A 15,486-nucleotide genomic window follows, 5' to 3' on the forward strand; every position below is an offset into this window, starting at 1 on the left:
TTGGGCACGTCAGGGTGCTGTTACCGGTCGTAAGGATCAAGGAATTGGGATGATTTGAAGCTAAATGCCCCATTTTTCAAGATCGAATCGGGCCGAAAAGTGGCCCCGGTCACCCCGGAGGCCGTGTGAGGCCGCGCACATCGTCGACAGCGCGTGACCACCCGCCCCACACCCGGTGCGGAAGCCGCCGCCCGCTCCCGCCGCCCGGGTGGCCCGCACCACAACCCTCACCCGGACAACGCCACTTGGTCACGCACCGTGCTGAGTTCACCCCCTGAACGCCCTGGACGCCGGGCGGCCCGAGGAGTGCGGCGGGCCGCCCGGCGGCGGCACTACCCCTCGAGGGACTTCGCCGCGTCCCGGATGACGTCGAGGACGAAGTCGGGGTGCGACAGCATCGGGACGTGGCTGCTGTCGACGGCGTAGGTCTTCGCGCCCATGCGCTCGGCCGCGGCCCGCTCCAGGTCCGGGTTCACCGTGCGGTCGTCGTTCGCGACGATGTACCAGCTCGGCTTGGACCGCCAGGCCGTCCCCGGAACCTGCTGGGTGAACAGGTCCGGGACGGGCACGGCACCCGTCGCGAGGACGAGTTGCTGCTCGGCGACGGGCAGGTCGCCGCAGAAGTCGCCGATACCCGACTCGAGGAGCCAGATCCGGCCGTCGGCGACGTCGATGTGCTTGAAGACCGGAGTGCCCGGGAACTGCTCCTGCTGGCCCTGGGAGGTCTCGTCCTCGTCCGGGGCGAGCGCGGCGATGTAGACCAGTGCACCCACGCGGTCGTGGACACCGGCCTTGGTGATCAGCGTCCCGCCGTAGGAGTGGCCGACGAGCACCACCGGGCCGGGCACGTGGTCGATGGCGCGGGTGACGCAGGCGACGTCCCCTTCGAGCGAGTCCAGGCCGTGCTGCGAACTGAGCACCTGGTGCCCTTCGGCCAGGAGCGCGGGGATGAGCTTGTTGAAGCACGAGCCGTCGGCCCAGAGCCCGTGGGCGAAGACGATGCTGGCCTTGCTGGCCATGATTTCCCCTTTCGTGGGACATCGGGAGATGGGAGTGGAACTACGCCGAGTGTGCAGGCTGTGACTTTCCGCTCCGGGCTGCGACGCGCATGATGGAACTGCCGCCGACGGACGGGAGGCAGGCGCCATGGAGCTGTTCCCACCGATGCCGCTCACCGAGTGGCAGGACACCAAGGAGACGCTGCACCGCTTCACGCAGGTGGTGGGAAAGATCCGCCTCGCGGCGAGCGTGCGGCGCAACCACTGGTGGAACGTCCCGTTCCACCTCACCGGGCGCGGCCTCACCACCCGGCCCATGGGACAGGTCGACGGCAACCCGGTCTTCACCATCGACTTCGACTTCGTCGACCACCGGCTCGTCGTCACGACGGCGGACGGCAGGACGGCGTCCTTCCCCCTGGTCGGCCGGTCCGTCGCGTCCTTCCACCGGCGGACCCTGGAGGCGCTGGCGGCCCTGGACATCCGGGTGGAGCTCGCGAACCCCCGGCCCTACCGGCTACCCGACACCGACCGGCCGTTCGCCGAGGACGTCGAACACGCGGCCTACGACCCCGTCTGGGCGAACCGCGCCTGGCAGGTCCTCAACCAGGTCGGACTGGTGCTGGAGGAGTTCGCGGCCCGGTTCTCGGGCAAGGTCAGCCCCGTCCACCTGTTCTGGCACTCGTTCGACCTCGCCCACACCAGGTTCTCCGGACAGCACCTCGACCAGCCTGCACAGGTCGACCCGGTGACCCGCGAGGCGTACTCCCGCGAGCTGGTCAGCTTCGGGTTCTGGTTCGGGGACGCCGCCCTCGGCGAAGCGGCCTTCTACTCCTACACGGCCCCCGAACCGGCACACCTCGCCGACGACCCGCTCGAACCGGCGACCGCCCGGTGGACCGAGCTCGGCGACGGCCACCTCGCGGTCCTGCGCTACGAGGCGGCCCGTGCCGAGCCGGACCCCAGGGCGGCCGTGCTCGCCTTCTACGAGAGCGCCTACCGGGCCGGGGCCGGGCGCGCGGGCTGGGACGTCGACCGTCTCGCCTGCCCGGGCGGGATCACCGACCCGCGGTGGCCGGCTCCGCCCCGCTGATCGGTCGGGACGGGGTCGGCTGGGGCGGGGGCCGGGTCGGACAGGGGCCGGGTGGCGCGGCCCTGGTCAGTGCAGGTGCGACTGCCAGTCGGCGGGGACCCTGCCCAGCGGGCCCGGGGTCGGCTGGGCCTCCGGGTGCGCGGCGGGCGCCGCCAGCTCCGGCCCCTCGTAGTACTGCTCGGTCTCGACGTTCCAGAACCACGCCTCACCGGGCTCGAAACTGGCCAGGAACGGGTGCCCGGCCTCCCGGGCGTGTCGCGTGCCGTGCTGGGAGGGCGAGGAGTCGCAGCACCCGATGTGCCCGCACTGGGCACACCGCCGCAGGTGGAACCACCACCCCGGCCCGTCCCCCGTCAGACACTCCACGCACCCGTCCCCGCTCGGCGGCACGGCGGGGTCGATCCCCCGGATCGGGCTGTCAGTCATCGGACACGCCTCCCGACGTCGGTTCGGCCGGGCGCCGGTTCAGGACGGCGGCGCCGGGGCCTTCGGACCGTCTCTCCGAATCCCAACCGGCCGGCGCGCACACAGATTCCGGGAGGGGCTGCGGGACCAGCCCCGGGCCGACGGCAGGGGCGGCGGGACCGGGCCCCGGGCGACCTGCCTTGAAGGAGACGGGCGGCTGTGCGTGACTGGAGGGAGCAGCAGTGCTCCGGCCGACGTCGAGCCGACATCGAGGTGCTCCGGATGGGATTCATCGGCACTGTGGGGCTGGTGCTCCACCCCGAGCGCACCTGTGCGCCCTCCGTGGAGACCGTGGTCGGCTGGAGCCGGGCCCGGGGCACCAAGGTCCTGGGGCTGGCCGCGGAGGTGGCGCGGATCGGTTGCGAGGCCATCCCGGTCGGGGACGAGGAGATGGCCGCCGGCGCCGACCTGCTGATCAGCCTCGGCGGGGACGGCACCATGCTGCGCACCATGCGGCTCGCCACCCGGGGCCACGCTCCGGTCCTCGGCGTCAACGTCGGGCGGCTGGGCTTCCTCGCCGAGGTCGACATCCCGGACCTGCGCGGCGCGCTGGACGCCGTCGACGCCCACCGGTTCACCGTGGAGGCCCGTTCCGGCGTCCACGCCCGGTTCGGGGACGTCCGGGAGACGGCGCTCAACGACGTGGTGCTGCTGCGCAGCCCCGGGCACAGGTCCGCGGTGGTCGCCGTACGGGTCCAGGGCGAGCCCTTCGTGTCCTACACCGCGGACGCGGTCGTCTGTGCCACGCCGACCGGCTCCACCGCGTACAGCTTCTCCGCGGGCGGCCCGATCGTCTCCCCCAACGCGGAGGGGCTGCTGGTCACCCCGGTGGCCCCGCACGCCGTGTTCAACCGCTCGGTGTTCCTCTCCAGCGGCGAGCGTCTCGACCTGGAGGTGCTGCCGCCCAGCGGCGACCTCGCCGTCGAGGCCGACGGCCTGCTGGTCGGCCACGTCTCGCCGGGCGACGGCGTCGAGGTGACCATGGTGCCCGCGGCCGCGCGCGTCGTGCGGCTCGGGCACACCACCTTCTACCAGCGGGCCCAGCGCAAGCTCCGGCTCACCGGCTCGGCGGAACACGGCTGACCGGGGCGGGCCGGCAACGTGGCTGCGCGCCCGGTGCCCCGCCGGACCGTGGTGGTCGGTGGGGCACCGGGCGCGCGGGGCGGGCCACCGGAGGTGAGCCCTGCGGTGGACTCCCCCGTTACCAGCTGCCCTTGAGGGGGATCCAGCCCGGGTTGCCCAGCTTGGCGGTCACCGCGGCGCTGCTGTCGTCGTTGCTCAGGTAGAACGTGCCGGACGCCGGGTCGTAGGCGCCGACGGTGGTGACGCCGTCGCCGTTCCAGTCGCCGACCAGCGGCGTCCAGCCCGGGTTGCCGAAGGTTGCGGTCACCGCGGCGCTGCTGTTGTCGTTGCTGAGGTAGAAGGTGCCGGTCGCCGGGTCGTAGGCGCCGATGCTGGTGACGCCGTCGCCGTTCCAGTCACCCGCCAGCGGCGTCCAGCCCGCGTTGCCGAACTTCGCCGAGCCCGCGACGGTGCTGTTGTCGTTGCTCTCGTAGAAGGTCTGGGTGCTCGGGTCGTACGCGCCGATGGTGTCCCGGCCGTCGCCGTTCCAGTCCCCCACCAGCGGGATCCAGTTCGGGTTGCCGAACTTCGCCGTCACCGCGGCCGTGCTGTTGTCGTTGCTCAGGTAGAACGTGGCCGTCGCCGGGTCGTACGCACCGACGGTGTCCACGCCGTCGCCGTTCCAGTCCCCGACCAGCGGCGTCCACCCCGGGTTGCCGAACTTCGCCGAGCCCGCGACGGTGCCGTTGTCCCTGCTCTCGTAGAAGGTCTGGGTGCCCGGGTCGTACGCGCCGATGCCGTCCGGGGAGGAGGGCTTGGCGTGGTCCGCGCCGAGGCCGGCCTTCGGCCCGCAGACCGGCCAGGCGCCCTGGCCCTGTCCGGCGAGGACCTTCTCGCCTATCTGGATCTGCTGCGCCTTGGTCGCCTGGTGCGGGTAGGCCGCGTACTGGGTGCCGCCGTACGCCTTCCAGGTGCTCAGCGAGAACTGCAGGCCGCCGTAGTAGGAGTTGCCGGTGTTGATCGCCCAGTTGCCGCCGCTCTCGCACTGGGCGACCTTGTCCCAGGTGCTCACCGAGGCGGCCTGCGCCGGGCCCTGGGCGGAGACGGACAGGAGGGCCACCCCGACGGCCACGGCGGCCGGCGTGCGGCCGCGACGGGAGGTCTGCTTGCTCTCGGTGTTCCTGCGCATGGCGGATCGACGTCCTTTCGGCACGGATCGGAGGGGGTGGACTACCAGCGGCCGGCGATCGGGACGTCACCCGGGCTTCCGTAGACGAAGCTGGTGGCGGAGCTGTTGTCGTTGCTCAGGTAGAAGGTGGCGGTCGCCGGGTCGAAGGCGCCGATGCTGGTGACGCCGTCGTTGTTCCAGTCGCCGACCACCGGCGTCCACCCCGGGTTGCCGAACTTCACCGAGCCCGCGACGGTGCTGTTGTCGTTGCTCTCGTAGAAGGTCTGGGTGCTCGGGTCGTACGCGCCGATGCTGTCCCGGCCGTCGTTGTTCCAGTCACCGACCAGCGGGATCCAGTTCGGGTTGCCGAACTTCGCCGTCACCGCGGCGCTGCCGTTGTCGTTGCTCAGGTAGAAGGTGGCGGTCGCCGGGTCGTACGCGCCGATGCTGGTGACGCCGTCGCCGTCCCAGTCGCCGACCAGCGGCGTCCACCCCGGGTTGCCGAACTTCGCCGAACCGGCGGTGGTGGAGTTGTCGTTGCTCAGGTAGAAGGTGGAGGTCTCCGGGTCGTACGCGCCGATGCTGGCCACGCCGTCCTTGTTCCAGTCGCCGACCAGCGGCGTCCAGTTCGGGTTGCCGAACTTCGCCGAGCCCAGGGTGGAGCCCGCGTTGTCGCCCTCGTAGAAGGTCTGGGTGGACGGGTGGTACACACCGACCCTGGTGGCCCGCCGCTGCGCGTCGTCGACGATGTTCTTGTACCGCAGCGCCTTGTACTCGCTGTTGGGGTGGGAGTCGAGGGTGCCGTTGATGGAGGCACCGGTGACGTGCTTCACCGGGGTGGAGCCGAAGGAGTAGTAGGAGAAGGTGGTGTGGCCCGGGTCGTCCCACTTCTCGAAGAGCAGGACGTGGTTGTAGTAGCTGTTGAGGACGTCGCCGGCCTTCAGCTCGCTGCGCGGGATCTCGTAGGTGTAGGAGTCCGCGATGCCCTGGGTGTTGGGGCTGGCGCCGAGGTGCCAGGCCATGGAGACGTAACCCGAGCAGTCGGTGCGGTAGTTGCGGCCGCTGGAGTCCGGGTAGGAGCCGCCCTGGTTGTAGGTGAGGGACTTGCCGAGCCAGTACTGCGCCCGCTGGATGACCTCGCCGCGGGTGATCCTGCCGTCCACCGCGGAGGAGGCGGTGGTCGCCGCGTGGGCGGCGGTGGCGGTGACGGCCGTCGCGGCGATCGCACCGGAGGCGGCGATCGAGGCGGCGAGGGCGACGTGGGCGAGCCTGGACAGCTTGGAAGAGCGCATGGCTGAGGAAGTCCTGACGGCGTGGAGGGTCGTGGAGTGTTCGCGCGGACACCGGTGGTCGGCGCGGAAGTCTTCGGGACGTGCACGCCCGGCGGCGGGACGGCTGCCCTGCAGGAACAGCGGTCGGTCGGCGGCGGAACGGTCGAGCGGCGGGACACCGGGCCCCGCAGCGCGGTCACCGGCGCCTTCCGGGCGGTGTGCCCGGCTGGCGAGTACTACTCTCGCCGCGGCTCAGGACCGGTGGAAGGGCCCCCGGCTGGACGGATCCGGCCCTGACCGGATGCGTCCAGCGGCGCCGAGTCGGGCTCGCAAGACCCCGGGAGGCGCCCTTCCCGCATCAAACTGGCGGTGGCGCCTCGAACCGTCAACAGCTCTTCCCTCAAGGCAGTATGACGATTCATCAGATCAATGGACCTGCTGCGCTGCTCAGCGCAGAACGGCCGCCGGCCAGGTCGGTACCCCAGGAGGGGCAGCGACCTGGCCGGCGGATCGTGTTCGGCGGACCCTAGGCCCGGCGGGTGTGGGTGCGGATGCGGTAGCGGAGGCCGGTGGTGGAGGTCTGCCAGCCGCCGTCGCGGGTGACGGTCCAGGCGGGGCCGACGGGCGGGGCGTGGGTGTCGCCGTCGACCGCGAGGTCGATCTCGGTGACCGAGAGGGTGGTGGCGTGGTCGATGGCGGTGCGGTAGAGCTGCCCGCCGCCGATGATCCAGGTCTCGGCGGGGGTTCCCGGGTCGGCTGCCGCGGCCGCGAGGCGCAGGGCCTCGGCGAGGGAGCCGGCGCGCTCGGCGCCGTCGGCGGCCCACTGCGGGTTGCGGGTGACCACGATGTTGCGGCGGCCGGGGAGCGGGCGGAAGCGCGGCGGGATCGACTCCCAGGTGCGGCGGCCCATCACCACGGGGTGGCCGAGGGTGGTCCGCTTGAAGTGTTCGAGGTCCTCGGGCAGGTGCCACGGCATCGTGTTGTCGGCGCCGATCACGCCGCCGCGGGCCTGGGCCCAGATCAGTCCGATCCTCATACCGCCACCGGGGCCTTGATCGCCGGGTGGTGCCGGTAGCCGACGACGTCCACGTCGGAGTAGGCGTAGTCGAAGAGCGAGTCGGCCTTCCGCAGGTTCAGCGTGGGGAAGTCGTACGGCGTGCGCGAGAGCTGTTCGGTGACCTGGTCCACGTGGTTGTCGTAGATGTGGCAGTCACCGCCGGTCCAGATGAAGTCCCCCGGGGCGAGGCCGACCTGCTGCGCGACCAGGTGGGTGAGCAGGGCGTAGCTCGCGATGTTGAACGGGACGCCGAGGAAGAGGTCGGCGCTGCGCTGGTAGAGCTGGCAGGAGAGCCTGCCGTCGGCGACGTGGAACTGGAAGAAGGCGTGGCAGGGGGCGAGCGCCATGGCGTCCAGTTCGGCGACGTTCCAGGCGGAGACGACCATCCGGCGGGAGTCCGGGTCGGTGCGCAGGGTGTCGAGGACCTGGCTGATCTGGTCGACGTGCCCGCCATCGGGGGTCGGCCAGCTGCGCCACTGCACGCCGTAGACGGGGCCGAGGTCGCCGTTGCCGTCGGCCCACTCGTCCCAGATGGTGACGCCGTGCTCGTTCAGCCAGCCGACGTTGGAGTCGCCGCGCAGGAACCACAGGAGCTCGTACACCACGGACTTGAGGTGCACCTTCTTGGTGGTGACCAGCGGGAAGCCCCGGGAGAGGTCGTACCGCAGCTGGTGTCCGAAGACGCTCCGGGTGCCGGTGCCCGTCCGGTCGGCCTTGGCCGTTCCGGTGGTGAGCACGTGCTTCAACAGGTCTTCGTACTGGGTGTCCGCCACGAGCGGCAAGTGTACGTGCCCGTCCGGTCCGCCCGGTTCACCCCGGTCCGTCGGGGCTGCGGTCCCCGCACGTCGGGAGGGGGGCTGGCGGCTCCCGGTCACCCGGTGAGCCGGGCCACCAGCTCCCGTTTGAGGACCTTGCCGCCTGCGCCGAGCGGGAAGGCCTCGGTGAACTCCACCCGGCGCGGGTACTTGTAGGCGGCCATCCGCTCCCGGCTCCAGGCGGTGATCCCCGCGGCGAGCTCGCGGTCCGGGCGGATCCCCGGCCGGGGCACCACCACCGCGCACACCTCCTGGCCGTGGACCTCGTCCGGCAGGCCCACCACGGCGACCTGGGCGACGGCCGGGTGGCGGGCCAGCACCTCCTCGACCTCGCGCGGGTAGACGTTGTAGCCGCCGCGCAGCACCAGGTCCTTCTTGCGGTCGACGATGGTCAGGTACCCGTCGGCGTCCAGCGTCCCGAGGTCCCCGGAGCGGAACCACCCGTCGACGACCGCCTCGGCGCTCGCGCCCGGGAGGTTCAGGTAGCCGGCCATCACGTTGTGCCCGCGGATCACCACCTCGCCGATCTCGCCGGCCGGCAGCGGCTCGATCCGGCCCTCCACCTCGGCCCTGGCGACGGCGACCTCGACGCCCCAGATGGGTCGGCCCACCGTGCCGGGCCGCAGGGGCCAGGCCCGCTGGTTGTAGGCGACGACCGGGGAGGTCTCGGTCAGGCCGTAGCCCTCGTAGACGGGGCAGCCGAAGGTCTCCCGGAAGTCCTCCAGGACCGGCACCGGCAGGGCCGCCCCGCCGCAGAACGCCCGGTCGAGCGGTGGGCGGCGCGGATCGGTGCGGGCGGCGGCGAGCAGGGCGTGGTACATGGTGGGCACGCCCATGACGAGCGTGCACCGTTCGCGGACCATCAGGTCCAGCGCCTGCGGCCCGTCGAAGCGCGGCATCAGCACCAGGGTGGCGCCGGCCCGGAAGCAGGTGGCCATGCCGCAGATCTGGCCGAAGGTGTGGAACAGCGGCAGGCAGCCCAGCAGCACGTCCTCGGGCCGGTAGTCGAACGGGGAGAGCATCGTGGTGGCGGTGTTCATCTCCAGGTTGAGGTGGGTGAGCATGGCCCCCTTGGGGCGGCCCGTGGTACCGGAGGTGTAGAGCACCACGGCGAGGTCGCCGGGTTCGCGCGGGACGGCGCCGGCGATCGGGGTGGCGGGCCCGGCCAGCGCGTCCAGGCGCGGGCGGCCCGCGTCCCGCGCCTGGTCCACCGTCAGGACGGGGGTGCCGGCGGCCTCCGCGGCCCGGGCGCCCTCGGCCAGCAGGGCTTCGGCGCAGACCAGGGCCGCGGCCCCGGCGTCGCGCAGCACGTGGGCGATCTCCTCGGCCCGCAGCAGGGCGTTCACCGGGACGGCGACGGCGCCGAGGGCGAGCACCCCGAAGTACGCGAGCGGGAAGTGGCGGCTGTTGGGGAGCAGCAGGGCGACCCGGTCGCCGGGGCCGATGCCCTGGTCGCGCAGCACCGCCGCGTAGCGCCGTGCGCCGTCCCACAGCTCGCGGTAGGTGGTGCGTTCGGTGCCGAGGACGAGGGCGGGGTGGTCGGGCCGGCGCAGCGCGGACTCGGCGAGCACCGCGGCCAGGGAGAGCGTCATCGGCGGCTACCTCCGGGTGTCCGCGACCAGCCGGGCCCGGTCCGGCTTGCCGGTGGGGGTGAGCGGCAGGTCGGGGCGGACGGCGAGCACGGCCGGGACGTGCTGCGGGGAGAGCGCGGTGGCGAGGTGCTCGCGCAGGTCCGCCTCGGTGGTGGCGGCGCCGTCGCGCAGGACCACGGCGGCGTGCAGGTGCTCGACGAGGTCGCCGTCGGGGACGCCGAAGGCGGCGGCCTGGAGCACGCCGGGGTGGGCGGTCAGGGCGTTCTCGACGGTGGTCGGGTGGATCTTGATGCCGTTGGTCTTGACCACGTCGGCCAGGCGGCCGCTGAGGTGGATGTAGCCGCGTTCGTCGAGGCGGCCGAGGTCGCCGGTGTGGACCCAGCCGTCCCGGACGGTGCGGGCGGTGAGCTCCGGGTCGCCGAGGTACTCGCGCATCGCGAACGGGGAGCGGACGCAGATCTCGCCGAGCTCGCCGGTCGGCAGGTCGCGGTGGTCGTGCGGGTCGCGGACCCGGACCTCGCCGGCGAGGACCCGCCCGACGGTGCCGCGCAGGTCGGGCTCGCGGTGCTCGGCCGGGGTGAGCATGCCGATCGCGCCGGCTTCGCTGGTGCCGTAGATCTGGATGAGGACGTCCCCGAAGCGCTCGACGGCCTCGGCGAGGCGGGCGGGCGAGGCGGGGGAACCGGTGTAGCAGAGCATCACGAGGCTGGAGAGGTCGGTGGCGGCGGACTCCGGGTGGTCCATCAGCCGGTACAGCTGCGGCGGAGTGATCAGCAGCCGGGTGACCCGGTGTTCGGCGACGGTGCGCAGCACCCGGCCGGCGTCGAAGCCCTGGTGCAGGATCACCGAGCCGCCGGAGGCGAGCGAGTCGTCGGCGGTGGCGCCGCTGGAGTGGCTCATCGGCAGGGTGGCCAGGTAGACGGCGCGCCAGGCCATCTGGAGTCCGGCGGTGATGAAGCCGTTGCGGGTGCGGAAGTCGACGGCGATCCCCTTGGGCCGGCCGGTGGTGCCGCTGGTGTAGGTGATCACGGCGGCCCGGTCGAGCGGGATCGGGGTCTCGGGCGGGTCGGTGTCGGCGCCGGTGCTCAGGTCGAGGACGTCGGGGCCGAGGTCGGCGAGGGCGGCCAGGGCGGGTGCCTTCGGCAGGCGGGCGGCCAGGTCGCGGGCGAGCGGGAGGTGCTCGGCGTCGACGGCGAGGACGGTGGCCCCGGTCTCGGTGAGGATGGCGAGTTCGGCGTCCCGGGTGAGCCGGTCGCCCGGGTCGACGGCGTTGGTGGTGTGCAGGTGGACGGCGGTGGCGCCGATCAGGTTGGCGGCGTAACGCAGGATCAGCGTCGCCGGGGAGTTGGTGGTGGTGAGGATGGCCACCACGGCGCCGGTGCCCCCGTCTGCGGCCTCGCCGCCGTGCCGGAGCAGGGTCTGCGCGGCGGTGCGCACGGCGGTGGTGAAGGCGCCGGCGGTGAGGGCCCCGTCCTGCCAGGTGAGGACGGTGCGGTCCGGGTCGGCGGCGAGCACCCGGAGGATCCGGCCGACATAGGTGTCGTTCGCTGGCATGGCGATTCCCATCGGCTGACTGCTGGATTTCGGCGAGCATAGCAGCGCTCCGCCGGAATTCGGCGGGGATTTCGCGAACATTGCCGCGTCCGGTGTTGTCGCGGATGGCGCTATCGAAATGATACGGCGCCCTGAGACGATGTCGTCACGTCGAATATCCGGGCTCGTCGACGGCCCGGAACGGGCCGGCCGTACGCCACGGACATCCGTGTTCCCGATGGATATCCGGATGACCGACGGATATCCGGGTGACCGGACGGATGCCGGCCGGCACCTCGCGGACCGCCGGGAAAGTCCGGGTGCGCCGCCGGCCCGTGGGGCCGAGGCCCCGTACCGTGACGGTCTCCTGAGAGCGAGTGGACGCCATGAGCCATTACCGCACATTCTTCCCGCCCCGGGACCGGGAATCCGCGAACACGGCGGGACATCGGGAATTCCTCGAGATCGGGCGGCGGGCCGGGAGTTTCCCGGCGGCCCGGAACTCGCGGAACGGCGTCGTCAGCGACATCCGGGTCTGGTGCAGCAACGACTACCTCGGCATGGGCCAGCACCCGCTGGTGCTGGCCGCGATGCGTGAGGCCCTGGACGACTTCGGGGCCGGGGCGGGCGGGTCGCGGAACATCGCCGGGACCAACCACTACCACGTGCTGCTGGAGCAGGAGCTGGCCGACCTGCACGGCAAGGAGGACGCGCTGCTCTTCACCTCCGGCTACACGGCGAACGACGGCGCGCTGTCCGTGCTGCCGGCCCACCTGACGGACTGCGTGGTCTTCTCGGACCGGCTGAACCACGCCTCGATCATCGACGGGCTGCGCCACAGCGGCGCGGAGAAGCGCATCTTCCGGCACAACGACACCACGCACCTGGAGGAGCTGATCGCGGCCGCCCCGGCGGCACGGCCCAAGCTGATCGTGATGGAGTCCGTGTACTCGATGGCGGGTGACCTCGCGCCGCTGGCGGAGATCGCCGACATCGCCAAGCGGTACGGGGCGATGACCTTCCTCGACGAGGTGCACGCGGTCGGGATGTACGGGCCGCAGGGTGCGGGCATCGCCGCGAGCCTCGGCCTGGCGGACGAGTTCACCGTGATCATGGGCACGCTGGCGAAGGGGTTCGGGACGATCGGCGGGTACATCGCGGGCCCGACCGCGGTGATCGACGTGGTGCGCAGGCTCTCCCGGCCCTTCATCTTCACCACCGCGCTGCCGCCGGCGGTCGCCGCGGGCGGCCTCGCCGCCGTCCGGCACCTCCGGGGCTCGGACCTGGAGCGCAACCGGCTGCGGGAGAACGCGCAGCTGATGCACGGGCTGCTGCGGGAGCGCGGGATCCCCTTCCTGTCGGACCGGTCGCACATCGTGTCCGTGCTGGTCGGCGACGAGACGGTGTGCAAGCGGATCTCCGACCTCCTGCTGGAGCGCGACGGCTGCTACGTGCAGGCGATCAACGCGCCCAGCGTCCGGGTCGGCGAGGAGATCCTGCGGGTGGCGCCGGGGGCGGTGCACGGCACCGACGAGGTGCGGGAGTTCGTCGCGGCACTGGCGCGGATCTGGGACGAGCTGGGCCTGCCGCTCGTGCCGGGCGGGGCCGCCGCGCGGTAGACCGGCCCGGGGCCCGGCCGTTCCCGGCCGGGCCCCGGCGCGTGCGCGGGTCGGTGGAAGCCCTCCGGGGCGTCGGTGACGCCGCCGCACGGGTCGGTGACGCCGTTGCGCGGGTCGGTGACGCCGTCGCGCGGGTCGGTGACGCCGTTGCGGCGCGTCAGTAGAGCCCTTCCGGGGCGGTCGCGGTCACCTGCAGGGGCCGCACGTTGGCCACCCCGTCGCTCGGCCAGAGCCCGGTGCAGTCGTACCGGATGGCCTGGTCGCGCTCCAGGACGTTGGGCAGCAGCAGGTCCTCGTGCAGCACGGTGAGCCGGACCTGGCCGGTGGCCCCGTACTCGACCGGGGTCGTCCAGTCGTCCCGGCGCACCACCGCCATCGTCACCTGCGGGTGGTTGGGCACGTACGGCAACAGGTCGGCGTCCTGACGGGCGACGAGGCCGGCGGCGTTGCCGAAGGTGTTGCCGTAGCTGAGCCCGCAGAGGCCGCCGTCCAGGGCCGCCAGGAACTCCCGGTGCGTGCCGGGGCTGATCTGGGTGCCGCTGAGGCGCACGCCGTCGAGGGCCGCGACCAGGCCGGGGTGGCTGCGGCACAGCGCCTGGAGGAGGGCGGGCGTCGTGTTCAGGTAGTCGACGGTGCCGCGGGAGAGCACGTCGGCGATCTGCTCCAGCAGGTGGTCGGTGTACTCGCGGGCGTCGGCGAGCCGGCCGGCCCGGATCAGCCGCTTCACCCAGCGCGGGTCCATGTCGACCGCGTACACCTGCCCGGCGTGCAGCTCGGACGCCTCCCAGACGCCGTTGCCGATCAGGTGCGGCCCGGTGGGGGTGGCCTGGAGCCAGGCCCGTTCGGGCCGGAAGCCCTCCTGGACGAAGGACCAGCGCCGCCACACGCCGCGGTGCAGCAGCATGGCGGGGGTGTAGAAGACCCGGCAGGGCGCGCCGGTGGTGCCGCCGGTGTCCCAGATCCGGCCGCTGAGCGGGCGCGGCACGGCCAGCGGGACCAGGTCGGCCGGGTCGCCGGTGCGCAGGTCGTCGAGCGGGAACGGGCCGAGCGCGGTCAGCTGCCCGTAGCGGGTGAGGTCGCGGGGGTCGAAGTCCAGCTCCTTGGCCCGGCGGAGCCAGTACGGGCTCCCGGTCACCGGGTCGAAGTGCCGGCGGACGACGCGCCTGGTCCAGCCGTCGAGGTCGGTGGCGAGCCAGCCCTCGGTCAGCGCGTCCCACTCGGCGGCCCGGCGCGCCCGGTCCCGGGTGACCTCCCCCGGGACCGGGCCGCCGCCGGTCACCGCTCGGCCCGCGGGTCGGCCGCGGGGACGTCGATGCCCAGCTCGTAGACGCTGGTGAGGACCTGCTCGACGTGCTCGGGCCGGTCCACGTGGACCACCGGGAACGGGAAGCGCAGGATGCCGTCCGGGATCGAGCCGCCGATGACCAGCCCGAGCCGGACGCCCTGCTCCGCCATCCCGGTGTAGACGTCCACCAGGCTGATCGGGTCGGTGGCGTTGCGGTGGAAGAGGTCGCGGACCCCGGCCCCGGTGGTCAGCGTCCGGCGGTCGAGGCAGGAGACCAGCGGGAGCCGGGGGTCGGCGAACTCCATGGCGTCCAGGTACGGGGCCAGGAAGGCGCGGAACGGGGCGCGCAGCGGCGAGTGCACGGCGATCGTCCGGTCGGGCAGCGGCACCAGCGTGCCCTGCGGCACCTCGGCGGCCAGCGCGTCGAGGGCGGACCGCTCGCCGGACAGCATCAGGATCCGGGCCGCGCCGTCGGCGGTGGGGCCGAAGTCCCCGGCCCGGTGCACGCCCGGGCGGCCGTCGCCGCCGTACGGGGCGGTGTCCAGCCCGGCCGGAACGAAGGCCAGCGCCATGCCCTCCTCCGGGTCGCCGGCGGACGGCTCGGGGGCGTGCCGGGTGTGCGCGAGCATCTCGAACAGGGCCCGCCGGTCCACCGCGCCGGCGAGGCTGCCCGCCGTCATCGCGCCGAGGCTGAGCCCGCCGAGCACCGCGGGCCGCAGGCCGTGCCCGGCCAGGATGTCGTGCACCGCGACGGCCAGGGCGGTCTCCCGGACGGTGCCCGCGCTCTGCCGCTCCTCCCGGCCCTTCGGCAGCTCCTCGTCGAGCAGCTGCCCGGGAGTGAGGCCGGTCCAGCCCGCTATCTCGGCGTACAGCTCCCGCATCGCCGGATAGGCCTGGTACAGCTCCAGGCCGTGCGGCTCGGTGCCGACACCGCCGCCGAAAAGGTAACCGAGTGCCATGGTGCTCCTCCTTCGGGAATTCCACGGAAAGGGAACGGGCGGCGCGCGCGCCGGGCTTTCGGCCGCCGTCGGCGCCGGTGCGCGTGGCATCCGGAGCGCCGCGCCGCCACCGTAGCAGGGCCCGTGCGCGGAAATGCCGGAACGGCCGAAAAGGCCGGGACCGTGCGCTGTCGCGGTTCGCGCTATCGAGACGATATCGGCGGCTGACAAGATCTGTCTGGTCGATTCCGCCCGGCCCGGCCCGCGTGAATTCCGGCGCGGTGCGGGTGCCGGCGGCGGGTGGAAGGCGGTCGGCGGCGGATCCGCGCGGCGGCACCGGAATGCCCGGTGCCGCCGGATTACGGTCGCACGGCCTTTCGCCGGGCCGTCCGGATATCAGGCCCGGGGGAAATCGGTGCCGGATATCGGGGCCGGACGTCGGGCTCGCGGAAAACCGGGCTCACGGAAAACCGGGCCCGGGGGAAATCGGCTCCCCGCGAACAGGGCACGGGAGACCGGGCCCGACGGAACGGGGCCCGCGGAAGAACAGGGCCCGGGGGAACAGGCCGACCACGGTCGGGCGCCGGACA

At 72.9% G+C, this 15,486-nt stretch carries 12 protein-coding genes and 1 pseudogene; 3 read left to right on the plus strand and 10 right to left on the minus strand.

The genetic code is table 11. The annotated features are described in order from the left end of the window. Positions 1-332: 332 nt before the first annotated feature. Positions 333-1,019 (minus strand): alpha/beta fold hydrolase, encoded by a 687-nt coding sequence (locus ACFYUY_RS38190; RefSeq protein WP_387907813.1) that lies wholly within the window; start codon positions 1,017-1,019, stop codon positions 333-335. Between the two features lie 127 nt (positions 1,020-1,146). Between ACFYUY_RS38190 and ACFYUY_RS38195 the strand changes: the two genes are divergently transcribed. Further along, positions 1,147-2,091 (plus strand): DUF5996 family protein, encoded by a 945-nt coding sequence (locus ACFYUY_RS38195; RefSeq protein ID WP_387907815.1) that lies wholly within the window; start codon positions 1,147-1,149, stop codon positions 2,089-2,091. 66 nt (positions 2,092-2,157) lie between these two features. On the opposite strand, the gene ACFYUY_RS38200 is transcribed toward ACFYUY_RS38195, so the two are convergent. Further along, the gene (locus ACFYUY_RS38200) at positions 2,158-2,517 is read right to left on the minus strand and encodes a UBP-type zinc finger domain-containing protein (RefSeq protein WP_360217462.1); all 360 of its coding nucleotides are present in this window, start codon (positions 2,515-2,517) and stop codon (positions 2,158-2,160) included. Positions 2,518-2,715: 198 nt separating this feature from the next. Here ACFYUY_RS38200 and ACFYUY_RS38205 point away from each other — a divergent pair, with 198 nt between their 5' ends. Further along, positions 2,716-3,639: an NAD(+)/NADH kinase gene (locus ACFYUY_RS38205; protein WP_360217459.1), complete on the plus strand. Its 924-nt coding sequence runs from the start codon at positions 2,716-2,718 to the stop codon at positions 3,637-3,639. Positions 3,640-3,757: 118 nt separating this feature from the next. On the opposite strand, the gene ACFYUY_RS38210 is transcribed toward ACFYUY_RS38205, so the two are convergent. The 6 genes and pseudogenes from ACFYUY_RS38210 to ACFYUY_RS38235 form a co-directional block, all read right to left on the minus strand. Continuing rightward, positions 3,758-4,807 (minus strand): transglycosylase family protein, encoded by a 1,050-nt coding sequence (locus tag ACFYUY_RS38210; RefSeq protein ID WP_387907820.1) that lies wholly within the window; start codon positions 4,805-4,807, stop codon positions 3,758-3,760. A 41-nt stretch (positions 4,808-4,848) separates the two neighbouring features. Next, the gene (locus ACFYUY_RS38215; protein WP_387907823.1) at positions 4,849-6,078 is read right to left on the minus strand and encodes a VCBS repeat-containing protein; all 1,230 of its coding nucleotides are present in this window, start codon (positions 6,076-6,078) and stop codon (positions 4,849-4,851) included. A 505-nt stretch (positions 6,079-6,583) separates the two neighbouring features. Further along, positions 6,584-7,093, minus strand: coding sequence for a dihydrofolate reductase (locus ACFYUY_RS38220; protein ID WP_387907825.1), 510 nt, complete (start codon positions 7,091-7,093; stop codon positions 6,584-6,586). After that, positions 7,090-7,887: a thymidylate synthase gene (locus ACFYUY_RS38225; RefSeq protein WP_360217447.1), complete on the minus strand. Its 798-nt coding sequence runs from the start codon at positions 7,885-7,887 to the stop codon at positions 7,090-7,092. The genes ACFYUY_RS38220 and ACFYUY_RS38225 overlap by 4 nt, the downstream gene beginning before the upstream one ends. A 101-nt stretch (positions 7,888-7,988) precedes the next feature. Further along, positions 7,989-9,521, minus strand: a pseudogene (locus ACFYUY_RS38230) (long-chain fatty acid--CoA ligase); the annotation flags it as partial. 6 nt (positions 9,522-9,527) lie between these two features. Further along, positions 9,528-11,075 carry an AMP-binding protein gene (locus ACFYUY_RS38235; RefSeq protein ID WP_360217444.1) on the minus strand — a complete coding sequence of 516 codons (1,548 nt, stop codon included), beginning with the start codon at positions 11,073-11,075 and terminating at the stop codon, positions 9,528-9,530. Between the two features lie 365 nt (positions 11,076-11,440). Between ACFYUY_RS38235 and hemA the strand changes: the two genes are divergently transcribed. Then, the gene (gene hemA / locus ACFYUY_RS38240; protein WP_360217441.1) at positions 11,441-12,673 is read left to right on the plus strand and encodes a 5-aminolevulinate synthase; all 1,233 of its coding nucleotides are present in this window, start codon (positions 11,441-11,443) and stop codon (positions 12,671-12,673) included. Positions 12,674-12,830: 157 nt separating this feature from the next. Here the strand turns inward: hemA and ACFYUY_RS38245 are convergent, their stop codons facing one another. Then, the gene (locus ACFYUY_RS38245) at positions 12,831-13,880 is read right to left on the minus strand and encodes an arylcarboxylate reductase (protein ID WP_360217471.1); all 1,050 of its coding nucleotides are present in this window, start codon (positions 13,878-13,880) and stop codon (positions 12,831-12,833) included. A gap of 68 nt (positions 13,881-13,948) precedes the next feature. Continuing rightward, a complete protein-coding gene (locus ACFYUY_RS38250) occupies positions 13,949-14,917 on the minus strand; it encodes an ACP S-malonyltransferase (protein ID WP_387907828.1) in 969 nt (322 codons plus the stop codon). Positions 14,918-15,486 lie beyond the last annotated feature (569 nt).

Origin of the sequence: Kitasatospora sp. NPDC004745 (assembly GCF_042873275.1) — a bacterium.
Lineage (GTDB): Bacteria > Actinomycetota > Actinomycetes > Streptomycetales > Streptomycetaceae > Kitasatospora.

Bases quoted from the DNA above. Each gene is read 5' to 3' on its own strand.
- ACFYUY_RS38190 (WP_387907813.1), bottom strand. From the start codon at position 1,019: ATGGCCAGCAAGGCCAGCATCGTCTTCGCCCACGGGCTCTGGGCCGAC.
- ACFYUY_RS38195 (WP_387907815.1), top strand. From the start codon at position 1,147: ATGGAGCTGTTCCCACCGATGCCGCTCACCGAGTGGCAGGACACCAAG.
- ACFYUY_RS38200 (WP_360217462.1), bottom strand. From the start codon at position 2,517: ATGACTGACAGCCCGATCCGGGGGATCGACCCCGCCGTGCCGCCGAGC.
- ACFYUY_RS38210 (WP_387907820.1), bottom strand. From the start codon at position 4,807: ATGCGCAGGAACACCGAGAGCAAGCAGACCTCCCGTCGCGGCCGCACG.
- ACFYUY_RS38215 (WP_387907823.1), bottom strand. From the start codon at position 6,078: ATGCGCTCTTCCAAGCTGTCCAGGCTCGCCCACGTCGCCCTCGCCGCC.
- ACFYUY_RS38220 (WP_387907825.1), bottom strand. From the start codon at position 7,093: ATGAGGATCGGACTGATCTGGGCCCAGGCCCGCGGCGGCGTGATCGGC.
- ACFYUY_RS38235 (WP_360217444.1), bottom strand. From the start codon at position 11,075: ATGCCAGCGAACGACACCTATGTCGGCCGGATCCTCCGGGTGCTCGCC.
- hemA (WP_360217441.1), top strand. From the start codon at position 11,441: ATGAGCCATTACCGCACATTCTTCCCGCCCCGGGACCGGGAATCCGCG.
- ACFYUY_RS38250 (WP_387907828.1), bottom strand. From the start codon at position 14,917: ATGGCACTCGGTTACCTTTTCGGCGGCGGTGTCGGCACCGAGCCGCAC.